Source organism: Marinobacter sp. V032 (assembly GCF_052645435.1).
On the sequence record NZ_JBQXYE010000006.1, the window covers coordinates 20,332 to 38,824 of the forward strand.

Annotated in this window: 17 protein-coding genes and 1 tRNA gene; 5 read left to right on the plus strand and 13 right to left on the minus strand. The window is 54.1% G+C overall.

Annotated features, from left to right (window positions below; translation table 11 throughout):
- The first annotated feature begins 1 nt into the window (after window position 1).
- The gene (gene livG, locus ACUN9X_RS17765; RefSeq protein ID WP_260038124.1) at window positions 2-757 is read left to right on the plus strand and encodes a high-affinity branched-chain amino acid ABC transporter ATP-binding protein LivG; all 756 of its coding nucleotides are present in this window, start codon (window positions 2-4) and stop codon (window positions 755-757) included.
- 7 nt (window positions 758-764) lie between these two features.
- Window positions 765-1,466: an ABC transporter ATP-binding protein gene (locus ACUN9X_RS17770; protein WP_260038125.1), complete on the plus strand. Its 702-nt coding sequence runs from the start codon at window positions 765-767 to the stop codon at window positions 1,464-1,466.
- Window positions 1,467-1,532: 66 nt separating this feature from the next.
- Here ACUN9X_RS17770 and ACUN9X_RS17775 read toward each other — a convergent pair whose 3' ends face one another.
- Complete coding sequence (locus ACUN9X_RS17775) at window positions 1,533-1,964, minus strand: hypothetical protein (protein ID WP_445473925.1); 432 nt, start codon at window positions 1,962-1,964, stop codon at window positions 1,533-1,535.
- Window positions 1,965-2,266: 302 nt separating this feature from the next.
- On the opposite strand from ACUN9X_RS17775, the gene ACUN9X_RS17780 reads away from it, so the two are divergent.
- From ACUN9X_RS17780 to ACUN9X_RS17790, 3 genes are all read left to right on the plus strand, one after another.
- On the plus strand, window positions 2,267-2,728 hold the full coding sequence (locus ACUN9X_RS17780) for a DUF3015 domain-containing protein (protein ID WP_260038127.1): 462 nt from the start codon (window positions 2,267-2,269) through the stop codon (window positions 2,726-2,728).
- A gap of 83 nt (window positions 2,729-2,811) precedes the next feature.
- Window positions 2,812-4,707 carry an Lnb N-terminal periplasmic domain-containing protein gene (locus tag ACUN9X_RS17785; RefSeq protein WP_445473926.1) on the plus strand — a complete coding sequence of 632 codons (1,896 nt, stop codon included), beginning with the start codon at window positions 2,812-2,814 and terminating at the stop codon, window positions 4,705-4,707.
- Between the two features lie 56 nt (window positions 4,708-4,763).
- The gene (locus ACUN9X_RS17790; RefSeq protein ID WP_445473927.1) at window positions 4,764-5,582 is read left to right on the plus strand and encodes an alpha/beta hydrolase; all 819 of its coding nucleotides are present in this window, start codon (window positions 4,764-4,766) and stop codon (window positions 5,580-5,582) included.
- A gap of 64 nt (window positions 5,583-5,646) precedes the next feature.
- Here the strand turns inward: ACUN9X_RS17790 and pnp are convergent, their stop codons facing one another.
- From pnp to folP, 12 genes are all read right to left on the minus strand, one after another.
- A complete protein-coding gene (pnp, locus tag ACUN9X_RS17795; RefSeq protein WP_445473928.1) occupies window positions 5,647-7,761 on the minus strand; it encodes a polyribonucleotide nucleotidyltransferase in 2,115 nt (704 codons plus the stop codon).
- A gap of 499 nt (window positions 7,762-8,260) precedes the next feature.
- Window positions 8,261-8,530, minus strand: coding sequence for a 30S ribosomal protein S15 (rpsO, locus tag ACUN9X_RS17800; RefSeq protein ID WP_260038133.1), 270 nt, complete (start codon window positions 8,528-8,530; stop codon window positions 8,261-8,263).
- Window positions 8,531-8,614: 84 nt separating this feature from the next.
- The gene (truB, locus tag ACUN9X_RS17805; RefSeq protein WP_260038134.1) at window positions 8,615-9,523 is read right to left on the minus strand and encodes a tRNA pseudouridine(55) synthase TruB; all 909 of its coding nucleotides are present in this window, start codon (window positions 9,521-9,523) and stop codon (window positions 8,615-8,617) included.
- Window positions 9,520-9,930 carry a 30S ribosome-binding factor RbfA gene (gene rbfA, locus ACUN9X_RS17810; protein WP_260038135.1) on the minus strand — a complete coding sequence of 137 codons (411 nt, stop codon included), beginning with the start codon at window positions 9,928-9,930 and terminating at the stop codon, window positions 9,520-9,522. The genes truB and rbfA overlap by 4 nt, the downstream gene beginning before the upstream one ends.
- 126 nt (window positions 9,931-10,056) lie before the next feature.
- Window positions 10,057-12,621 (minus strand): translation initiation factor IF-2, encoded by a 2,565-nt coding sequence (infB, locus tag ACUN9X_RS17815; protein ID WP_260038136.1) that lies wholly within the window; start codon window positions 12,619-12,621, stop codon window positions 10,057-10,059.
- A gap of 18 nt (window positions 12,622-12,639) precedes the next feature.
- The gene (nusA, locus tag ACUN9X_RS17820) at window positions 12,640-14,133 is read right to left on the minus strand and encodes a transcription termination factor NusA (protein WP_260038137.1); all 1,494 of its coding nucleotides are present in this window, start codon (window positions 14,131-14,133) and stop codon (window positions 12,640-12,642) included.
- Window positions 14,134-14,177: 44 nt separating this feature from the next.
- Entirely contained in the window at window positions 14,178-14,639 is a 462-nt protein-coding gene (gene rimP, locus ACUN9X_RS17825; protein ID WP_260038138.1) for a ribosome maturation factor RimP, read from the minus strand.
- 321 nt (window positions 14,640-14,960) lie between these two features.
- Window positions 14,961-15,045: transfer RNA gene (locus ACUN9X_RS17830), tRNA-Leu, on the minus strand.
- Between the two features lie 7 nt (window positions 15,046-15,052).
- Entirely contained in the window at window positions 15,053-15,451 is a 399-nt protein-coding gene (secG, locus tag ACUN9X_RS17835; protein ID WP_260038139.1) for a preprotein translocase subunit SecG, read from the minus strand.
- An 11-nt stretch (window positions 15,452-15,462) separates the two neighbouring features.
- The gene (tpiA, locus tag ACUN9X_RS17840) at window positions 15,463-16,212 is read right to left on the minus strand and encodes a triose-phosphate isomerase (protein ID WP_260038141.1); all 750 of its coding nucleotides are present in this window, start codon (window positions 16,210-16,212) and stop codon (window positions 15,463-15,465) included.
- A gap of 81 nt (window positions 16,213-16,293) precedes the next feature.
- Window positions 16,294-17,640 carry a phosphoglucosamine mutase gene (gene glmM / locus ACUN9X_RS17845; protein ID WP_260038143.1) on the minus strand — a complete coding sequence of 449 codons (1,347 nt, stop codon included), beginning with the start codon at window positions 17,638-17,640 and terminating at the stop codon, window positions 16,294-16,296.
- Window positions 17,637-18,464: a dihydropteroate synthase gene (gene folP, locus ACUN9X_RS17850; protein ID WP_260038249.1), complete on the minus strand. Its 828-nt coding sequence runs from the start codon at window positions 18,462-18,464 to the stop codon at window positions 17,637-17,639. The genes glmM and folP overlap by 4 nt, the downstream gene beginning before the upstream one ends.
- Between the last annotated feature and the right edge of the window lie 29 nt (window positions 18,465-18,493).

The following is an 18,493-nucleotide window of genomic DNA, read 5'->3' on the forward strand; positions in this document are numbered from 1 at the left end:
AATGCTTGATGTACGCAATCTGTCGATGCGATTTGGCGGCCTGCTGGCAGTGGATGGCGTTTCGCTGGACGTAAAAGAGAAAGAGATCGTATCGATTATCGGCCCAAACGGCGCCGGCAAGACGACGGTATTCAACTGCCTGAGCGGCTTCTACCAGCCTTCAGGCGGCACCATTTCTTTTGAAGGAAAAGAGATCCAGGGCATTCCGGACTACAAGATCTCGCGCCTGGGTCTGGTGCGGACCTTCCAGCATGTGCGGCTGTTTAACAGCATGACCGTGGTCGAGAACCTGCTGGTGGCCCAACATCGGCACCTCAACACGAACCTGTTCGCGGGTCTGATCAAAACACCGGCTTACAGGAAGAAGGAAGAGAAATCCCTCGAGCGCGCAGCATACTGGCTCAAGCAGGTCGGCCTGCTCGACCTGGCCAACCGCGAGGCGGGTAATCTGGCCTACGGCCAGCAGCGACGCCTGGAGATCGCGCGCTGCATGGTCACCGAGCCCAGACTGCTGATGCTGGATGAGCCGGCTGCAGGCCTCAACCCGAACGAAACCCGTGAACTCAATCAGCTCATCATCAGGCTAAAAGAAGACTACTGTGTCTCCGTTGTCCTGATTGAGCACGACATGAGTCTGGTCATGGACATTTCAGACCGGATTAACGTTATCAATCAGGGGCGCCCTCTTGCCTCGGGTACACCGGACGAGATCCGTCAAAACGACGACGTGATCAAAGCCTACCTGGGGGAGGAGTAAGCACACTATGCTGACACTCGAAAATATTCATACGCATTACGGTAAAATTGAAGCACTCCACGGTGTCTCGGTGGAAATCAATGAGGGTGAAATTGTCTCGCTGATCGGCGCCAATGGCGCCGGCAAGACCACCCTGCTAATGACAGTTTGTGGCGACCCCCAGGCCAGTTCTGGCCGGGTCATCTTCCGTGGGGAGGATATTACCCACAAATCAACCTCAGAGATCATGCGCTCCGGTATCGCGATCGTGCCTGAAGGGCGCCGGGTCTTCTCGGGTTTGACTGTTGAAGAAAACCTCCATATGGGGGGCTTTTTCCAGGACAAGGACACTAATCGCAAAACCCAGGATTACGTCTTTGATCTGTTTCCGCGCCTGAAGGAACGCCGCAGTCAGCGGGCTGGCACAATGTCCGGTGGTGAACAACAGATGCTGGCGATCGGCCGGGCACTGATGACCAGGCCCAAGATGATCATTCTGGATGAGCCCTCACTCGGTCTTGCGCCGATCATCATCCGACAGATTTTCGACATTATCGGCAGCCTTCGCGATGAAGGCATGACCGTCTTTCTGGTGGAGCAAAACGCCAAACAGGCGCTTAAACTGGCCGATCGCGGGTATGTACTCGAAACCGGACGCATCCGGCTTCAGGATACCGGCGCTAATCTGCTGGCAAATGAAGATGTTCAGAAGGCCTATCTGGGCGGCTGAAACTGCCAATCCAGACATAAAAAAGCCGGGCAATTGCCCGGCTTTTTTATTTAAGGCTACCGCGTTTTACTTAACGCTTTTGATGGTGCCCTTGTAGCCTTCAACGGTCACGTCGATGGTGCCGTAAACAAAGTAATCTTTCTTCTTTACGGTATAACGTGGTGCAACGATTACGTCGGCGCCAGAACCTTTAATCGCGTTATATGCTGCAGCAGCCTTAACCGGGGCAACCATGTCCAGCGCCGCCAGCGGTGATGAACCAGAATTCGCACCGTATGCAACGCCATCTGCATATTCAGTTTCGCCACCAACGGTGAAGAACAGAATTTTGGTAGCAGAAGAAGTGCCGGTGATCTTTTCGCCCACTTCAATGTCAGCGTTGATGTCAGTGCCCACAGTACCAGCAAGTGGAACCGGCGTAGAACTAACGTTGAGAGAGCTACAACCGGTCAGAGCGCCTGCCAGCAAAAGGCTGGATGCAATAAGAGCTTTTTTCACAACTACTTTCTCCATGTGTCATGTATTTGCCATCTTGGCGGGCGCGACTATATCGAACAGAAGTCCATATTACAAACAGTTCCATTAAATAATTTTTTAAATTCTTTTTGGAATAAATGACGTCACCGTGTTCATTTTTTTCTTCTACAATCAGTAAATTAAAAGCGCGTCATCATCACCGAATAAAATTTTTCGTCTATACTCCGTAGAACGGTCATGCATTGCCATGAAGGTGACTCGACATGAGGGCCGTTAGTCATAGTGTTTTTACATCGATGAAAAACAGAACAAGGAGTTGGACTATGAAAAAATTGATCGCAGGAGCCATTCTGTTAGGTGCTTCAAGCATGGCATTTGCTCAGCCAGGCTGTGGCGTCGGCGCCATGATCTGGAAGGGCCAGTCAGGTGCAGCACCGCATATCCTTGCGGCAACCACCAACGGTACTTTTGGTAACCAGACATTTGGTATGACCACCGGTACCCTGGGCTGTGACACAAACGAAGCCGTCAAGTCCCTGGCCATGTACATGGATAGCAACATCGACAAGATTGCCCGTGACATGTCCCGTGGCGAAGGCGAAAACCTCGAAACTCTGGCTGTGCTGCTGGGTGTAGAGGCCTCTGATCGCGACGCGTTCCGTCAGACAATGCAGAACAACTTTGCAAGCGTATTCCCTTCATCAGAAACAACGTCAGATGAAGCGGTTACTGCAATTGTCGCAGTACTCGAGTCTCACGAAACACTGCGCAAGTACGTTTCGTAAATCAGTATTATCTCAGGGACTGAATACGCACCAGGGACGGTGCGCCAAAGGCTATTTGCTCCCCCGGACTGATTCAGAACCTCATGCAGCGATTTCTCAAATCGGGGCTAAGCCCCTGTCTGGCATTTGTATTCGTCACCAGCGCGACTGTTCCCGTTTATGCCGACGAGCCTCATCAGGCCGCCCCGGATACCGCCGCCCTAGCCCTGATGCCATCCTGGCTGACACTATTAAGCTATCGACCTGACCGACTATCACCGGGTTACACCTCACAGGCAGATGATCCTGAGTTCTTTCTCAGCCCAGACGGAAAAACATCGCCCCAGGCTGAACTTGAGGCAACACTGAAAGCCATACAGGCTCCCGGCGGCGGTGATGATCACGCCCGCTGCAGGTTCCCCGCCAGAGACCGCTGGCTACGAGAACAACTGGACCTGCCTCTCACACAGGTCAACTGCCCGACCTATGACGAGTGGCGCAGCACCCTCAATACCGAGACGGTCACACTGGTATTTGCCGCGTCGTACCTGAACAGCCCTTCCTCGATGTTCGGACATACTTTTTTAAGGCTCGATCCACCAAACCGTTCTGAAGAAGCGGATCTGTTGCTGGCCAGCACAATATCTTACGCCGCTGATGCTGCAGCCCATGACAGCGAATTGATGTTTGCGTACCGGGGCATTTTCGGCGGCTATCCCGGCATTACCACCGTCCAGCCCTACTACGAAAAAATCCGACTGTACTCAGACATCGAAAACCGGGACCTGTGGGAATATCAACTCAACCTGACGCCCGAAGAAACCAGCACATTGATGGCACACGCCTGGGAAATCAAAGATCACAATTTCGATTACTATTTCTTTGACGAAAATTGCGCTTACCGCCTGCTTGCCCTGATTGACGTCGCTCGCCCCGGCACCCATTTGCTGGATGAAGTGAACACCCACGCTATTCCTTCAGACACGGTGCGATGGGTGGTGGATCACGATCTGGTCGCGTCTGTTCGCTATCGCCCTTCATCAGCCACGGTGGTTCAGACTTACCTTGATCAGCTATCGTCAGAACAACGCGAGCATGCCGCTGCACTGGCCAGTGGCGACATATCGGTTGATGATCAACGCATCACCGACCTTGCCAACGATGAGCAGGCACAAGTGCTGGACGCCACCTATGAATACGTACGCTACCAGACTCAGGCAGAAAAGTGGCCCCGTGAACGCTCTGCTTCATTATCTTACTCACTGCTAAAAGCACGAAGCGAACTGGGCCATGAAATACCCCTGCCCCAGCCACCTGAACCCGAAGTGCGGGATGATCAGGGACATGACACATTCCGAATCAGCGCGCTCGGCGGCCAGCAGGGTTCTCGCAACTTCGCTCAGCTCACATTGAGACCCGCCTACCATGATCTTCTGGATCCACCGGAAGGTTATCGCAGCGGCGCGCAACTCCAGTTCCTTCGACTGGATGCTCGCCTGTATACGGACAATGATGAACTCCAGGTCGAGCAATTGACGGCAGTGGAAATTCGCTCGCTGTCCGTCCGTGATCAGTTCTTCTCGCCACTGTCGTGGCAGGTCGGATTTGGCGGACGGAGAGCAGAGATTGAGTCGGGCAAACGCATATTTACCCCCTATCTCGATGGAGGTGCAGGCGGAGGCTGGGCGATCACCGACCAAAGCCAGGTGTTCGCAATGGCCACAGCAGACGTTGAAATTGACAATGATCTGGACAAAGGGTTTGACGCAGCACCTGGCGCGGATTTTGGCGCTTTCTACCAGGGCCACACGCTGAGCGCCAAAGGAGGTCTGCGCACCAAGGCATGGCTGATCGGCGGCCAGCACAGGGAAGACAGCGTTTATGCTGACGCCAGCTGGCATATCCGTCGCGACCTCAGCCTGACAACCGGCTGGGAAAGACGCCACCAATTTGAAAGGTACGAAACCCGATGGCAGCTAGGACTGAACATTTATTTTTAATCATAGGCCGGGCAGGTATCACCTCAAGCGGAAGGACATTAACCAAAGCGCTCGTGATGGCATCGACTCTGCTACTTGGTGGTTGCTCCGGGTTGTTTTTCTTTCCCGATCAGACGGTCTACATTACTCCGGATCGCCTCAACCTGACCTTTGACGATGTCTACATTGACACCCCGGATGGCGAACGCCTCCATGGCTGGTGGCTACCCGCCAAAGCGGGAGACGAAGACCTGGAAGGGACCGTGTATTACCTCCACGGCAATGCCCAGAACATCAGCAGCCATTTGCTTAATGTCGCCTGGCTGCCGGAACGGGGCTACAACGTCTTCCTTTTGGATTACCGGGGATTTGGCCAGTCAACGGGCTCACCCGACATAGACGGCGCTCTCCACGACGTCGAAACCGGAATGCGGTGGCTCACCACTCACCACAAAGGCCCTTACGTTCTGCTTGGGCAAAGTCTTGGTGGCGGCCTCGGGATCATGCTCGCCAGCGAATGGACGCGCAGAGGCGAACAACCACCGCTCTCCGCCGTTATTATAGACAGCAGCTTCAGTGGCTTTCGTGCAATCGCCCGGGAAAAACTGGACTCTTTCTGGCTGACCTGGCCGTTTCAGGTTCCGCTGAGCTGGACGATCCCTGATGAGTACGAAGGGATTGACCATATTCGAAACATCAGCCCAGTGCCGCTACTGATCGTTCACAGTACGCGGGATGGCATTATCCCTTTCCACAACGGTTTTGAACTTTACGATGCCGCGAGTGATCCCAAAGATTTCTTGCGCACCGATACTCCTCACGCCGCGACGTTTGTTATACCGGCCTACCGCGACGAGGCCATTGAGTTTCTGGACAAAGCACTCAGTCATCAGTAAATCGCAGACATAAAAAAACCGCGCCGGAATCAACCGCCGCGGTTTTTTCTATTCAGTGCCTGTATCAGGCGCCGAAATCGGTAGGCTGTTCGCCTTCCTTCACTTCCTTGATCGACAATTTCACACGACCACGGTTATCAACGTCGAGCACCTTAACCAGCACTTGCTGGCCTTCGCTCAGCTCGTCGGTCACATTTTCGATGCGACGCTCGGAGATCTGGGAAATATGAACCAGACCATCCTTGCCAGGCAGGATGTTCACGAAGGCACCGAAATCGACAATCCGCTCAACCTTACCCTGGTAAATTGCGCCAACTTCGATTTCCGCTGTGATTTCCATCACGCGCTTCTGAGCCGCCTGAGCTGCTTCCTGGTTGTCCGCGTAGATCTTGACGTTACCTTCATCATCGAGATCGATGGAGGCGCCAGTATCGTCGCAAATACCACGAATAACCGAGCCGCCCTTACCGATGACGTCGCGGATCTTGTCCGGATGGATCTTCATGCTGGTGATGCTTGGCGCGCGATCAGACAGCGTGGCACGTGGCGTAGAAATAACTTTCGCCATTTCGCCCAGGATGTGGATACGCGCAGCGTGAGCCTGCTCCAGCGCCTTTTCCATGATTTCTTCGGTGATGCCGTTGATCTTGATATCCATCTGCAGTGCAGTGATACCTTCAGATGTGCCGGCAACCTTGAAATCCATGTCGCCCAGATGATCTTCATCACCCAGAATGTCAGTCAATACGGCGTAGTCTTCACCTTCTTTGACAAGACCCATGGCGATACCGGCAACAGCGGCCTTGATCGGCACACCGGCATCCATCAGCGCCAGACTGGAACCACAGACTGAAGCCATGGAGCTTGAGCCGTTGGATTCAGTGATCTCGGATACTGCACGAATGGTGTACGGGAATTCTTCAGCGGTCGGCATTACCGCTGCAACGCCACGCTTGGCCAGACGGCCATGACCAATCTCACGACGACCCGGCGCGCCTACACGGCCGGTCTCACCCACACTGTATGGAGGGAAGTTGTAGTGGAACAGGAATGGATCTTTCCGCTCACCTTCAAGGGCATCGATAATCTGCATGTCCCGCGAGGTGCCCAGGGTGGTGGTCACGATGGCCTGAGTTTCACCACGGGTAAACAGCGCTGAACCGTGAGTACTTGCCAGAACGCCAACTTCAATTTCAATCGGGCGAACGGTCTTGTTGTCACGACCATCGATACGCGGCTTGCCTTCAATGACCTGACGACGCACGGTCGCTTTTTCCAGCTTGCCGAAGTACTTTTTAACGTCGTCGGCAGAGGGCTGACCCTCTTCTTCACCGGCAAGCTTCTCGATCGCGTCGTTACGCACTTCGCCCAGACGCTTGTAACGCTCCATCTTGTCGCGGATACCGTAGGCTTCAATCACTGCGCCTTCAAAGCCGCTCTTCAGCGCTTCGGCAAGATCAGTGTTGACCGCTTCAGGATCCCACTCCCAACGTGGCAGTCCCGCTTCAGCAGCCAGCTCTGCAATCGCATTAACAGCGCTTTGCAGGGCGTCGTGAGCAAACAGGACACCGCCCAACATCTGATCTTCAGTCAGGCCAGTCGCTTCGGACTCAACCATCAATACCGCATCAGATGTACCGGCAACCACCATGTCGAGCTTGGAGGTCTTGAGCTCTTCAAAAGTCGGGTTCAGGAAGTAACCTTTCTCTTCGGTGAAGCCAACGCGGGATGCACCCACTGGGCCATCAAACGGAACGCCTGACAGCGCCAACGCTGCGGAAGCAGCCAGCATGCCGGCAATATCAGGATCCTGGGTTTTGCTGGATGACATGACAGTACAGACGACCTGTACTTCGTTCATGAAACCATTGGGGAAGAGAGGGCGAATAGGACGGTCGATCAGACGCGACGTGAGCGTCTCTTTCTCGGAAGGGCGACCTTCACGCTTGAAGAAGCCACCGGGAATACGGCCTACCGCATAGGTCTTCTCGAAGTAGTTAACTGTCAGCGGGAAGAAAGGCTGACCGGGCTTGGCTTCTTTGGCTGCGACGACAGTACCCAGTACGGCGATGTCATCAATAGTCACCAGTACAGAACCGGTGGCCTGGCGTGCAATACGACCTGTTTCGATCGTGACAGTTTTGCCACCCAACTCAAATGATTTTTTTACCGGGTTCACGGTAACTCCTTATCTTTTCAGTCAATTTCGACGAAATACTGCCCATGCAGCATCCCGCGTGACGGTATTTTGAGTTACCAGAGCGGCAGTCAGGACTTGCCGGAATGAAAGCTAACAGGCTGTTGAAAAGCGAACGGATAACAGGAACCATTCGATTTTCAACAACCTGCTATTGTTCTGGCTTTCATCACCAACCGGACACGTCGACGACGACACTGGCAATGATTCAATACCGGTTTTCTGCCGGAAAACTATTATCCGGCCGCTGACATCATAGTCGAGACCAACGATAACAGTTAAACGATGATGGCAGTTCTACAGGATTATCCGGACATCTGCTATCCGGGAAATCCGACAGCAAAACAGGGGGCGAGAAGTTCTGTCGGAAGGGAAACCCTTCCGACAGAACCAACAAGGGGGAAGAAGATGCAATCAGCAGCACGGCTGCTTCAGGTCTCATCCGACCCGATGTTGGCTCAGAGAGCGTGTGATCAGATGATCAGCGACGCAGGCCAAGACGCTTGATCAGCTCAAGGTAGCGATCAGCATTTTTCTTTTTCAGGTAATCCAGCAACTTACGACGCTGGTTAACCATGCGGATCAGACCACGACGTGAGTGGTGATCCTGCTTGTTGACCTTGAAGTGATCCTGCAGCTTGTCGATATTGGCGCTCAACAGGGCAACCTGAACTTCAGGAGACCCGGTGTCGCCTTCAACTTGCTGAAAATCCTTAACAATCTGTGACTTCTCTGCGGCATTAAGAGCCATAACTCACCTCAATATTGCGATGCCATTCATACGGCCGGACCGCGCATCTCTACAGCCCGGCTAGGACAGAACCGGCATTCCGGCTCAGTCCTTCCTGACCAGTCGACGGGGTAATAGCTCGCCGTCTGGTACCTGCTCACCTAATCCGAGGAAGCGTTCACCGCCATATAGACGCACCCACCCGGATGGATGACCCGACATTTTAACGGGTTGTCCGTTTAATATCGACACAATCTGCTCGTCAGTCAGTACAATTTTCGGAAACTCCATTAATGCTGACTCGACAGGCACCAATAACGGATCGAGAGACTCACCATTCTCCCGCATAGCCTCCAGCTTTTCAGGCAGCAATGCCTGATCCAGCTCGAATCCGGCAGCCTTGGTGCGCCGCAACGCGGTCACATAAGCCCCACAGCCCAGCGCCTCACCAATATCCTCAATCAACGAACGGATATAGGTACCCTTACTGCAGGTCACCTCGATATCGAAACTGTCGCCGGAAAAGTCCAGCAGATCCAGCTGGTAAATGCTGACCGGACGCGCAGGGCGCTCGACTTCAATACCCTCACGAGCGTATTCGTAAAGCGGTCGACCTTTGTGCTTCAGCGCCGAATACATGGATGGCACTTGAGAAATGTCGCCCCGGAACCGGGTCAACACATCTTCGATCATCGCTTCGGAAAGCCCCTCCGGAAGCGGACGTTCCTTGACCACAGCACCTTCAGCGTCGCCAGTATCCGTGACAACGCCCAGCCGCCCCGTCGCGACATAAGACTTGTCGCTCTCCAGCATCAGTTGCGAGAACTTGGTCGCCTCACCGAAACATAACGGCAACACGCCAGTCGCCAGAGGATCCAGGCTACCGGTATGCCCCGCCTTTGCGGCACCATAAAGCCGCTTAACTTGCTGTAGCACACCGTTAGAGCTCACACCGATTGGCTTGTCTATAACGAGGATGCCGTTAACATTACGACCGCGACGCCGACGACTCAACTATCTTCCCCCTCGCTATCCTCTGCGCGCACTGCCGGTTGCGTACCCATTGCACGATTAATAAGTGCATCCATACGACGGCTGGTTCCGACCAGAGTATCGAAATGAAAACGCAGCTGAGGCACAACACGCAGTTTCATAGCCTTACCCAGCTGCGTGCGCAGAAAACCTGCCGCGTTGCGCAAAACCTTGAGCGAATCGCGGACGCTTTCGGATTCTTCGGTCAGTTCTTCTGTGGTCAAAAGTGAGACGTATACGTCTGCATAACCCAGGTCACGGCTAACCTTGACCGCATTGACCGTCACCATACCGAGCCGGGGATCCTTGATATCGCGCTGAACCATTTGCGCCAGCTCTCGCTGGATCTGGTCCGCAACCCGATCAATACGACTGAATTCCTTTGGCATTAGTTCCGCCCTGTAAATAAGTAAGCAGCCCTTAACGGGCCGCAGACAATCTGTGTTCTCTGAATGCACAGCGCCCCGAAGTTCGGGGCGCTGTCCGGATTACATGTCAAAGCCTTGCGCGAGCCTTCAGCTTTCCAGCTTACGCTCTACCCGGACCCGATCAAACACCTCGATCTGGTCACCCACTTTCACATCATACCCCTTAACACCGATACCGCATTCGATGCCCTTCTTCACTTCCTGGACGTCGTCCTTGAAGCGGCGAAGCGATTCAAGCTCACCTTCAAAGATCACGACATTGTCGCGCAGAACCCGGATCGGCTTGTTACGGTATACCGTGCCTTCGGTAACCATACAGCCAGCCACCTGGCCAAACTTAGGCGAACGGAAAGTATCACGCACATCGGCGATACCGATGATGTCTTCGCGGAACTCCGGTGCCAACATCCCGGTAAGAGCAGAACGCACGTCATCAATCATGTTGTAGATGATGCTGTAGTAACGAAGGTCCAGACCTTCCTGCTCAACAAGTCGCTTAGCTGCGGTATCGGCTCGTACGTTGAAGCCGAAGATCACTGAACTGGTCGCCATCGCAAGGCTGACGTCAGTTTCAGCAATCCCACCTACACCGGAAGACACGATCTTGACCTGCACTTCTTCGTTACCCATATCGAGCAACGCTTTGGTGATAGCCTCAAGCGAACCGCGGACATCGGTCTTGAGCACGACGTTAAGAGTTTTAACTTCGTCCTTGCCCATGTTTTCGAACAGATTCTCAAGCTTCGCCGCCTGCTGGCGCTGCAAGCGCTGCTCGCGCTCACGAACCTGACGGAATTCCGCAAGCTCTTTGGCCTTGCGCTCGTCAGCGACTACGAAGAACTCGTCGCCCGCATCAGGGGTGCCATTCAGGCCCAGTATTTCCACCGGTATAGAAGGACCGGCGACTTTCACCTGCACACCTGCCTCATCGGACATGGCACGAACCTTACCGAAGAAGCCACCGGCGACAACCATATCGCCCTGCTTCAGGGTACCGTTCTGAACCAGCACGGTCGCCACCGAGCCGCGGCCTTTTTCAAGGCTTGATTCAACCACAACACCCGCGCCAGACGCTGACGGCACAGCGGTCAGCTCCAGAACTTCAGACTGCAACAGCACGGCTTCCAGCAGATTATCAATACCGTCACCGGTATGCGCCGAAACCGGCACGAACTGGACGTCACCGCCCCAGTCTTCCGGAATAACCTCAAGTGCAGAAAGCTCATTCTTGATCCGGTCCGGATCAGCACCTTCCTTGTCCATCTTGTTAATGGCAACAATCAACGGAACACCAGCTGCCCGCGCATGATTCACCGCTTCCTTGGTTTGCGGCATCACGCCATCGTCAGCCGCGACTACCAGGATAACGATATCAGTGCACTGAGCACCTCGCGCCCGCATGGAAGTAAAGGCCGCGTGACCCGGCGTATCCAGGAAAGTAATCATGCCGTGACCGGTTTCAACGTGATAAGCACCGATGTGCTGGGTAATACCACCTGACTCGCCAGCAGCGACCTTCGCGCGACGAATGTGGTCCAGCAGGGAAGTCTTGCCATGGTCAACATGACCCATAACACTGATGACAGGCGCACGTGTAACGGTTTCACCTTCGAATGTCAGGGTACTGAGAACAGACTCCTCAAAAGCGTTATCGCTGGTAGTCGTCGCCTTGTGCCCCATATCTTCGGTAATCAGAACAGCTGTTTCCTGATCCAACGCCTGATTAATGGTGGCCATAACCCCCATATTCATCAGTGTCTTGATGACGTCAGCGGCTTTCACCGACATACGCTGGGCCAGATCACCCACTGTAATGGTTTCCGGAATTTCTACTTCACGCACCATAGGTTTGGTCGGTTTTTCGAAACCGTGCCTCTTCTGTTTGGGTTTCTTTTTGGCCCGAAGCGGCTTGCGCAGCGTTGTTTCTTCCTCATCTTCGGAAAGAGCTGCAACGACCGGTTCAACCGGACGGTTTCTCGGACCACGATGACCCGCCGATTTCTTCTTCGGCTTGCCATCTTCAGCGTCATCTGTGCGCTCGCGTGTTTTTTCTTTCTTCTTTTTGCTCGCTTTGCGATCTTTACCGCCGTCAGCGTCATCAGCAGAGTTGCTGATTTCCGACGCATCTGCGATGGCGTTCAGATCGACTTCTGGTTCAGGCTCGGGCTCAGGCTCAGGTTTCTTAGCTGCAGGCTCCTCCGCCTTCGCCGGCGCATCCTCAGCAACAGACGCTTCCGTCTCTGCAGGCTTTGGTGCTTCTGCCGCAGCCTCTACGGGCGCCGGCGCTTCAACCGCCGCATCATTCGCTACCGCTTCTTCAGCAACTGACTCATCTTCAGGTTGCTGCGATTCCGCACGCTTGATGTAGGTGCGCTTCTTGCGCACTTCAACGTTTACAGTTTTGGCACGCCCTGCACCGCTGCCGGCCTTCAATGTTGTCGTCGTTTTACGCTTCAACGTAATTTTGCGTGGCTCGTCGTCTGATTCACCGTGATTCTTGCGCAGATACGCCAGCAATTGCTGCTTCTCATCACTGGAAACTGAATCAGATTCTGAACGGGCACTCAGGCCAGCCTCTACGATCTGGCGCAACAAGCGATCCACGGGAGCGCCTACATCATCGGCCAGCTGTTTTACAGTTACTTCAGCCATACTGGTCCTCCTCCCCGATTATTCCTGGTCCTGGAACCAAGGCGCGCGCGCGGTCATGATTAACTGTCCCGCCCGAGCTTCTTCCATACCGTCAATATCCATCAGATCATCAACAGACTGCTCTGCCAGATCATCCATGGTACGAATACCCATACCTGCGAGCTTGAATGCCAATCCGCGCTCCATACCTTCCATATCAAGAAGGTCCTGAGCAGGCTCATTGCCTTCCAGCGCTTCTTCGCTCGCCAATGCCTGATTCAACAGACGATCCTTGGCACGACGTCGCAACTCGGTCACGGTCTCTTCATCAAAACCGTCAATCGCCAACATCTCATCCATCGGCACATAGGCCACCTCTTCGAGCGAGGTAAACCCTTCTTCTATCAAGAAGCCGGCCAGCTCTTCATCAACATCGAGATTCTCGGTGAAGTGCGTCAACAGACGATTAAGTTCCTGCTCCTGACGCTCGCCCGCTTCCTCTTCGGTCATGACATTCAGTGTCCAGCCGGTCAACTCACTCGCAAGCCGAACGTTCTGCCCATTACGACCAATGGCCTGAGCCAGGTTATCTTCACCTACAGCCACATCCATCGTGTGACGATCTTCGTCCATCACAATGGAGGCCACTTCGGCCGGCGCCATCGCATTGATGACGAGTTGGGCCGGGTTATCATCCCACAGCACGATATCGACGCGTTCACCGCCAAGTTCGTTGGACACAGCCTGAACGCGCGAGCCGCGCATACCAACACAGGCGCCAACGGGATCGATCCGGCGATCATTGGTCTTCACGGCAATTTTAGCGCGAGACCCCGGGTCACGTGCTGCGCCACGAATTTCGATCAACTCTTCAGCGATCTCAGGTACTTCGATGCGGAACAGCTCAACCAGCATTGCCGGATTTGAACGACTCAGGATCAATTGCGGGCCACGGTGATCCGTGCGAATTTCCAGCAACAGGGCGCGCACCCGATCACCCATCCGGAAGGTTTCCCGAGGGATCAGTTGATCGCGAGGCAACAACGCTTCGGCATTAGCACCCAAGTCGACAATGACGTTGTCGCGGGTCACTTTCTTGACCGTACCGGAAACCAGCTCGCTTACGCGATCGCGGTAACTGTCGACAATCTTCATGCGCTCGGCTTCGCGAACCTTCTGGAAGATGATCTGCTTGGCTGCTTGCGCCCCGATACGACCGAAAGCGACGGATTCAACTTTCTCTTCGTGGGTGTCGCCGGGATTCAGGGCGGTGTCAATCTCTTCCGCTTCCTGGAAAGTCAGCTCGGTGCCCAGTGCAGGCACTGCATCGTTATCAACAACAAGCCAGCGACGGAAGGTTTCATATTCACCGGTTTTGCGATCGATCTCGACGCGGATATCCGCCTCTTCATCGTCATAACGTTTTTTGGCAGCAGTCGCCAAGGCAAGTTCGATGGCATCGAAAATAACCTCTTTATCAACACCCTTCTCGTTAGAGACGGCCTCAACTACCAGCAAGATCTCTTTACTCATCAGATTGCCCTGCCCTTAATCCTGTAGACTTGCAGTCGAACGATTTATTCAAAAACCGGAACCACGTTGGCTTTATCAATACTGTCAATCGGAAGCAAAAACTCGTGATCATCAACAACCACAACGATATCGCTACCTTCAATTCCTTTTAATACGCCTTCAAATTTACGCCGCCCTTCAAAGGCCATGCGCAATCGGATCCTGACCCGGTGCCCGGCATAAGCTTCAAATTGCTCAAGCCTGAACAGCGGACGATCCATTCCCGGAGATGACACCTCAAGCGTGTATTCTGTCTGAATGGGATCTTCCACGTCGAGCACACCACTGACCTGGCGACTGACCGTCTCACAATCATCCACCCCGATACCTTTTTCGGCGTCATCAATGAACACCCTCAGGATGGATTGATGCCCCTGGGACCGAAACTCAATACCCCAGCAGTCGTACCCCAGCCCTTCAATCACTGGCACCAGGATGCTTTCAAGTTGCTGTACTTTGGCTGACAAAGCGGCGCTCGCCCCCGTTAGATTACGTTTCACACAAACAAAAAAAGGGCCTGTTATTCAGCCCTTTTTCGTGAAATCAGGCCTCTGACGCCAGGCCCTTTAACCAGAAAATCTTGCAACTGCAAAACCTTCCGAAGTCGTTACGTGCCAGAACACCCGATGCGCGCATCACATATTCTGCCGACAGACACCTGGCCCGTCTGAGTGCCTCAAGGCCAAGCCGGGAGACACTGCAATAATCGCCGGAGTATAAGTATGCCGGCGAGACTGGTCAAGGACTGACCAAAAAAAACGGCTTGGTATTCCAAGCCGTTTTAATAATGGTGCCGAAGGCCGGACTCGAACCGGCACGGCTTACGCCACTACCCCCTCAAGATAGCGTGTCTACCAGTTCCACCACTTCGGCAACAACCTCACTCAAGCTCGGGGAGAGCTGAATCATCCCCGGCCTCAGATTTATCTTGCGCTGCATCACTTTCTGACGCAGCAGGCGTCGTGTTATCTGACGCCGAACCTTTATTCACCTGCACTTGCTGGACCTCAGGAATACCTGCGTTACCAGCAACTTCCGCATGCTGTTTTGCAAAAACGGCAAGCGTGAAACTTGTTACGAAAAAAAGCAGAGCCAGGAAAGTGGTGAAACGCGTCAGAAAGCTACCGCTACCCTGACTACCAAACACAGTCTGGGACGCACCGCCACCAAATGCGGCGCCAGCGTCAGCACCTTTCCCCTGCTGAATCAGAACGAGACCCACCAGCGCCACGGCTATCACGACGTGAGCAACGACTACCAGTGTTTCTATCCAACCCATAATAAACTCTCTTAAACTGCCTTGCAGATGGCAAGAAAATCGGGCGCACTTAACGATGCACCACCAATCAGACCGCCATCAACATCTGGCTGAGCAAATAATTCGATTGCGTTATCCGGCTTCACGCTACCGCCATACAATAGCGATATCTCATTGGCCGGCGCACTCATCGAACCCAGAACTTCACGCATTGACGCGTGGACTGCCTGAGCATCTTCGGCCGTCGCTGTTTTGCCAGTACCTATTGCCCATACTGGCTCGTACGCCACAACAACCCGTTCCCAATCCGACCCGGACACGCCTTTAAGCGCTTCCTTCAACTGTGCTCCTACCACTTCTTCGGCGAGCCCAGCCTCTCTTTGCGTAAGCGTTTCGCCAACGCAAAGTATCAAATTCACACCTGCCTCAAGCGCCCGCGTCACCTTTTCGGCAACCAACGCATCGGACTCATCGAACAATTCACGACGTTCGGAATGACCGATCAGCGCATAGCTGCAACCACAGTCAACAGCCATTTCTGCTGAGAGCTCGCCAGTATAAGCACCACTGACCCACCGGGATATATTCTGCACTCCCAGCGATATGTCAGAACCGCCAATTCTCTGCTGCACACCTGACACAAACAATGCGGGAGGAATAATAACAATCTCCGCGCCATTATCAAGCTTTGCCAGACCTTCTCGAATATCGCTAACCAACGAATTTACAAGGTCATTCGACCCGTTCATCTTCCAGTTAGCAGCTACAATCTTACGGCGCATGACGAACCCTCAATTCAAGGGAGGGCGAACTATACAGCAGTCCGCAAAGTGACACAAGCAAGTGCATACCTGAAAACATCCTTATAGCGGTTGCGAATTCCGGACAACTGACACCAGCTCGTCAGCCCATTTTTTCATCTCTGCTTCATCCTGCCCTTCCGTCATCACGCGAATCAACGGCTCGGTACCCGAAGCTCTCAAAAGCACCCGCCCGGTGCCGCCCATCGCCTTTTCCGCTCGCTCAATGGCACTCACAATGTCAGGCCTGCCATGGGGATCAAACCGCTCATCAACCCGAACATTAATCAGCACTTGCGGCAGCCGGGACATTTCACAACGCAGTTCATACAAGGTTTTGCCCGAACGCCAGACTGCCAGCATGACCTGAAGCGCTGAAACGATACCATCACCGGTAGAGGTACAATCCCGAACGACCAGGTGTCCCGATCCTTCGCCACCCAACAACCAGCCATTCGCAACCAGCTTCTCCATCACATAGCGATCGCCAACATTGGCCCGCTCGAAAGGAATCTTTTTCTCTTGTAGCGCCAGCTCAACACCCAGATTTGTCATCAGCGTACCCACTACGCCACCTTTGAGCTGACCATCGGCCTGGCGCTGCGCTGCTATGATAAACAGCAGCTCGTCACCATCAACGATTGAACCGTCCCGATCCACCATCAGCACTCGGTCACCGTCGCCATCAAAAGCGATACCGAGATCGGCACCTGACTCTCTGACCTTTTGCCTGAGCGCATCCAAGTGAGTAGACCCGACATTCAGGTTGATGTTCAGGCCGTCCGGATCATTGCCGATCACGTCGATTTCCGCTCCCAGCTCACGAAATACCCGTGGGGCGACGTGATAGGTTGCACCGTGCGCGCAGTCGAGCACGATTCGCATGCCATCGAGCGTAAAATCGTTAGGCACTGTGCTTTTACAGAATTCAATATAACGCCCAGGCGCATCGTCAATGCGCGCCGCCTTACCCAGATCTGCCGCTTCGCAGACCTGAATATCACGTTCAAGCCAGGCCTCTATTTCCCGCTCAACCGAGTCACTGAGCTTTGTGCCCTCTGCAGAAAAAAACTTGATACCGTTATCATGGTGCGGATTATGTGACGCACTGATAACGATACCTGCGGACGCTCTGAACGTGCGAGTCAAATAGGCAATCGCCGGGGTCGGCATGGGCCCCAACAGGCGCACATCAACGCCGGCGGCAGACAACCCAGCCTCGAGCGCTGACTCAAACATGTAACCGGACAAACGCGTGTCTTTGCCGATCAGCACTCGATTACGCTGACCATGCTTTTTGAACACCTGGCCTGCAGCCCAACCCAGCTTCAACATAAAATCAGGCGTTATCGGAGACTGCCCGACACGGCCGCGGATACCGTCTGTTCCAAAGTATTTTCTTTCGCTCATTGCGAGACTTCCTCCAACGCGGCGACGACCTTCAAGGCATCCACCGTCTCCCTGACATCATGTACCCGAATAATACTTGCGCCGCTCAGGGCTGCGATAGTCGATGCAGCCAAACCCGCCGGCAAACGCTCGCCAACAGCCCGACCGGTGATCTCGCCAAGCATTGTTTTGCGCGACATCCCGACCAGCAACGGGTACCCCACCGCACGCAGTTGGTTCAGCGAAGCCAGCAACTGAAGATTGTGCGTCACCGTTTTTCCGAAACCAAATCCCGGATCCAGAATAATCCGGTCGACAGCAATGCCCGCACCCTTCGCGTCCGCAACCCGGCCCAACAAATAGGCAGTCACCTCAGCGGCGACATTGTCATAGCAAGGCGCCTGCTGCATGTTATCCGGCCGACCCTGCATATGCATCAAACAAACCGGCAACGACGATGCGGCGGCAGCCTGCAGCGCACCGGGCCGCTCCAGCGACCTCACATCGTTGATAAGACCGGCTCCAAGCGCAGCGGTTTCACCGATAACTTCAGGCGTGCTGGTATCAACAGACACCACAACATCCAGCCGCTGGCAGATGGCCTCCACTACGGGACAAACCCGATCGAGCTCTTCCTGCACTGTCACCGCTGCCGCACCAGGGCGAGTGGACTCACCGCCCACGTCGATAAAAACTGCGCCCTCACGCATCATCTTTTCCGCATGCGCCACCGCACTGTCCAAGGCGTCATAACGGCCACCGTCCGAAAAAGAATCCGGCGTCACATTCAGAATACCCATCACACAGGGCTTTGAAAGATCAACCCACTGGCCAGCAAAGTTCATCTGTGGCATCTCGCTTCTGCATGCTTGAT

Coding starts and splice junctions, on each gene's coding strand:
- tpiA (WP_260038141.1), bottom strand. CDS start 16,212: ATGCGCCGTAAGATTGTAGCTGCTAACTGGAAGATGAACGGGTCGAAT.
- infB (WP_260038136.1), bottom strand. CDS start 12,621: ATGGCTGAAGTAACTGTAAAACAGCTGGCCGATGATGTAGGCGCTCCC.
- ACUN9X_RS17785 (WP_445473926.1), top strand. CDS start 2,812: ATGCAGCGATTTCTCAAATCGGGGCTAAGCCCCTGTCTGGCATTTGTA.
- nusA (WP_260038137.1), bottom strand. CDS start 14,133: ATGAGTAAAGAGATCTTGCTGGTAGTTGAGGCCGTCTCTAACGAGAAG.
- secG (WP_260038139.1), bottom strand. CDS start 15,451: ATGGGTTGGATAGAAACACTGGTAGTCGTTGCTCACGTCGTGATAGCC.
- rpsO (WP_260038133.1), bottom strand. CDS start 8,530: ATGGCTCTTAATGCCGCAGAGAAGTCACAGATTGTTAAGGATTTTCAG.
- ACUN9X_RS17770 (WP_260038125.1), top strand. CDS start 765: ATGCTGACACTCGAAAATATTCATACGCATTACGGTAAAATTGAAGCA.
- ACUN9X_RS17780 (WP_260038127.1), top strand. CDS start 2,267: ATGAAAAAATTGATCGCAGGAGCCATTCTGTTAGGTGCTTCAAGCATG.
- ACUN9X_RS17790 (WP_445473927.1), top strand. CDS start 4,764: ATGGCATCGACTCTGCTACTTGGTGGTTGCTCCGGGTTGTTTTTCTTT.
- folP (WP_260038249.1), bottom strand. CDS start 18,464: ATGAACTTTGCTGGCCAGTGGGTTGATCTTTCAAAGCCCTGTGTGATG.
- rbfA (WP_260038135.1), bottom strand. CDS start 9,930: ATGCCAAAGGAATTCAGTCGTATTGATCGGGTTGCGGACCAGATCCAG.
- glmM (WP_260038143.1), bottom strand. CDS start 17,640: ATGAGCGAAAGAAAATACTTTGGAACAGACGGTATCCGCGGCCGTGTC.
- livG (WP_260038124.1), top strand. CDS start 2: ATGCTTGATGTACGCAATCTGTCGATGCGATTTGGCGGCCTGCTGGCA.